This is a genomic window from Synechococcus sp. R6-10, assembly GCF_047461815.1.
GTDB lineage: Bacteria > Cyanobacteriota > Cyanobacteriia > Thermostichales > Thermostichaceae > Thermostichus.
On the sequence record NZ_JANSHW010000344.1, the window covers coordinates 1 to 1,498 of the forward strand.

Annotated in this window: 2 protein-coding genes; both read left to right on the plus strand. The window is 57.1% G+C overall.

The window, feature by feature from the left end:
* Positions 1-655: non-hydrolyzing UDP-N-acetylglucosamine 2-epimerase (gene wecB, locus NW837_RS10075; RefSeq protein WP_414331188.1), on the plus strand; the 655-nt coding region annotated here is incomplete at its 5' end.
* A gap of 165 nt (positions 656-820) precedes the next feature.
* A complete protein-coding gene (locus NW837_RS10080) occupies positions 821-1,396 on the plus strand; it encodes an ureidoglycolate lyase (protein WP_414331190.1) in 576 nt (191 codons plus the stop codon).
* The last annotated feature ends 102 nt before the right edge of the window (positions 1,397-1,498 follow it).

Below are 1,498 nucleotides of genomic sequence, written 5' to 3' on the forward strand. Positions count from 1 at the left end.
GCGAAGCCACGTGGTGGGATCCATCCATTGCACCGGCAACACTGTCATCGACGCCCTACTGCAAGTGGCCTCCCAAGGGATCCCCTGCCCCATTCCCGGGCTGGACTGGCAGCGCTACCGTGTCCTGTTGGTTACCGTGCACCGGCGGGAAAATTGGGGGGATCCCCTAACCGCCATCGGCAAGGCTCTGCTGCAGATCTTGGCCGAGTTTCCCGATACCGCCCTTCTTTTGCCCCTCCATCCCAACCCCTTGGTGCGGGATCCCCTGCAAGCCCTGTTGGGATCCCATGAGCGGGCTTTTCTCACTGAGCCTCTGGACTATCCCCTCTGGGTGAGCGCCATGCAGCGCTGTACCCTCATCCTCAGCGACTCCGGCGGCATTCAAGAAGAGGCCCCTGCTCTGGGCAAACCGGTGCTGGTGCTGCGGCAGACCACCGAACGTCCTGAAGCGATTGCTGCCGGCACCGCCCGCCTGGTAGGCACACACCCCGAAAAGATCCTGAAGGCAGCCCGAGAATTGCTCACAGACCCACAAGCCTATGCCCGCATGGCCCAAGCCCAAAACCCCTTTGGCGATGGCACTGCCGCCCGGCAAATTCGCCACATCATCGAGCGGTGGTTTAACCCGCAAAGCCCTCGAGAAGAACAAAGTTAAGAATTAAATTAAGAATCAAAGATGTATAGACCGTTACCGGGAAGACCGTTTCTTTACCTATTGCTCTCAATAAGACAATTAATCTCAATAAGACAATTAATTAAGATAGAAAGCCTGACTCCAATCCAATTGACCCCAGTCCAATCAAGAGCGAGGATGCAAACCATGAGCACGACTGCAACTTCCACCACCGTTGTCCGGGTGCCGATTGTGGATGCCACCCCAGAAAATGTGCAACCCTTCGGCCAACTTATAGGGGACGATGTGGCCAATCCTGGGCTGGGGATCCCCTTTTATCAGGGGCGTGTCCTGGAAGGACAAAACATCGACTTTCAATACACCGGCAGAGCCGTTATCCGTACGGCTAAGATCCTGCCCGGATATCCACCTGTGCTCTGGCTGGAGCGCCACATGCGTATGACCCAGTTGTTTGTCGGCCTGGGGCAAGAGCCGTTCATCATGGTGATGGCTCCTCCCAACCATCCCAAAGCAGCTCCCGATCTCGACAAAGTACAAGCCCTGCGATTCCCTGCCGGGCATGGGCTGCTGCTGCACCTCGGCACGTGGCACGATTTCCCCATTGCCTGCGAGCGCCCCGTTGTGGTGCTAACCGCCAACTCCGAAGAAGTGGTGGAAGCCCTGGCCAGCATGGAAGATGCCCACGAAATGAATCAGGGAGATGTATTCAAAATTTCCCTCCCCCAACGGCTAAAAGCGGAGATCCACCTAGAGCTGGTGTAAACTACCCGACATCAACCGCTAGGCGGTACGGAGCGGGCTTTTAGTAGCCCTGCAGTTGGCAAGCCAACCACGAGCCTCTGGGGTGGTTTACAGCACCCCCAA

What these genes read in the sequence shown, in the direction of transcription:
- NW837_RS10080 (WP_414331190.1), top strand. Translation starts at nt 821, where the DNA reads ATGAGCACGACTGCAACTTCCACCACCGTTGTCCGGGTGCCGATTGTG.